The sequence below is a fragment of the Mucilaginibacter sp. genome (genome assembly GCF_041663085.1).
Classification (GTDB): domain Bacteria; phylum Bacteroidota; class Bacteroidia; order Sphingobacteriales; family Sphingobacteriaceae; genus Mucilaginibacter.
The window spans coordinates 40,319-42,199 of record NZ_JBAZRC010000019.1; the positions used below are offsets into that span (position 1 = coordinate 40,319).

Annotated in this window: 2 protein-coding genes; one reads left to right on the forward strand and one right to left on the reverse strand. The window is 41.8% G+C overall.

Translation table 11 applies throughout. The features are described 5' to 3' along the window. Positions 1-226 precede the first annotated feature (226 nt). On the reverse strand, positions 227-1,600 hold the full coding sequence (locus tag WC615_RS06560; protein ID WP_372977318.1) for an IS110 family transposase: 1,374 nt from the start codon (positions 1,598-1,600) through the stop codon (positions 227-229). A 97-nt stretch (positions 1,601-1,697) separates the two neighbouring features. Between WC615_RS06560 and WC615_RS06565 the strand changes: the two genes are divergently transcribed. Continuing rightward, the coding region (locus WC615_RS06565) for a hypothetical protein (RefSeq protein ID WP_372977319.1) at positions 1,698-1,881 on the forward strand (184 nt) is incomplete at its 3' end.

Genomic DNA, 1,881 nt, shown 5'->3' on the forward strand with positions numbered 1-1,881 from the left:
GGACGATGCTGCTGCCAGCATACCGCCGGTGTATAGGAATGTTCTTCTGTTCATGTTGGTTTATTGGTTCATTAATTCATTGGTGCTTGTCCTAAACAATATGTCATTGCGAGTATAGCGTGGCAATCTCTTTAGGACAATTGTAAAACTATGTTGTTTTAACAGCATTAGTATTTAAACGAAATTGGCCCGCTCAATTGCCGCGGGAGGGCTGTTACTTTGTCTCTTAAGTAACTAGAATAGGCTTAAGTTGTAAGCCGAGCTTTTTAGCTTGTTTTTCAAGCCTTTTAAGTTGGGTCTGTTGGAACGCATGTTGGTATATATCAAGTGCGATAGGTTTGAATATTTCTTTTTGTTTTAACATTTTGTAGAAGATAGTAGCGATCTTCCTGGCAGTAGCGGTAATTGCTTTAGCAGGGCCTGATCTGGCTTTAATACGATGATAGAAGGCCGCTAACCAGTTCTTACTGCGTTGAACAGCATAGGCGGCCATTTTAAAGACTTGGCCTGCTTTGTTTTTCTTTTTAGGGATTTTACTGCTTAGTAATTTACCTCCGGATATCTTATTGTTAGGCGCCAGGTTTAGCCACGAAGTAAAGTGTTTGGCTGTTGGCCATTTACTCATGTCAAAGCCTGTTTCACTCAGAAGCTCAGCTGCCGTGTTGCTATTGATGCCGAATAATGCAGTAAGATCTGTTCCGGTGATCTGCTGTAAGATATTGGTGACGTTGAAGTTCAAGTCGTTCTTATTACTTTTAATATGAGCTTTTAGCGATATCTCCACATCGCATCTCTCATATAGTTGTTTTTCAATACACCTGTCACAGTCTATTATCTTTTGTTGATAGATATGATAAAGTTCAAAGGACTGTTTTAATTCGAACAGATGCTCCGGCTTCCAAATGCCGTTAAGGGAGCGCTTTACTTCTTGAGGAGTTGCCTTTATTCTACGATCGAGCAAGCTAACCAATACTTCAGCATCAGTACAGCCATCAATGATAGCACGAATAATAGCCTGCCCCGACTTTCCGGTTATATCTGCGATCACATGTTGCAATTTAATGTTCATTTGTTCCAGTGCTTTATGCATCATACGGATATGGGTAGCACTCATATCCAGCAGGTTTTTACGATGCCGCATATAAGTTCTGAGCGTACGCGTAAATGAATCTGGTTGAAAACTGGCAGATAATAATCCGCAACTATGTAACTGTCGGATCCATTCAGCATCACTCATGTCTGTCTTTTTGCCGCTAACGTTCTTTACATGTCGGGCATTGACCAACACCACTTCAAAGCCAGCCTCTTCCAGCAACAGAAATAAGCTAACCCAATAAATGCCTGTGGCTTCCATGGCAACGGTATCTACTTTGCATGATTTTAACCATTCAACCATTGCCTGAAGTTCATCGGTGAAAGCACCGAAACTTCTGATCGGCTGCTCGCACAGAGATGGGTTTACAGCTACATAATGTTCTTTACTGGAAATGTCAATACCGGCTGCATTGGGGTTGATAACTGGAAATGCGTTCTTTTTTTGTCTCATCATCATTAACTTTACGTGGATAAAAAAGAAGCGTTGCCGGGTATTCTTGGACAATAGATAAACTCTTAAACGGGGTTGGCTATGCCACCACCATGCGGGTTGTCATTAATAAGAATACGACCAAACTTGATAACGGGCTTCCGAGGGCACCATGACAAAAGACGGTTTTATGGTAACGCTTCTTTTAAAGTTACTTTCTCGGGTTGGAATTACAAATGCTGAGTACTTGATACAAAGTAACCAAAAATCAAGTCAGCAAAAAGGCTTCTTTGCCCACAAGGCCTTTGCCTCGCAAACCGGGCAGAACCACGGGCTGGAATCTTTTTGCCCCGCTC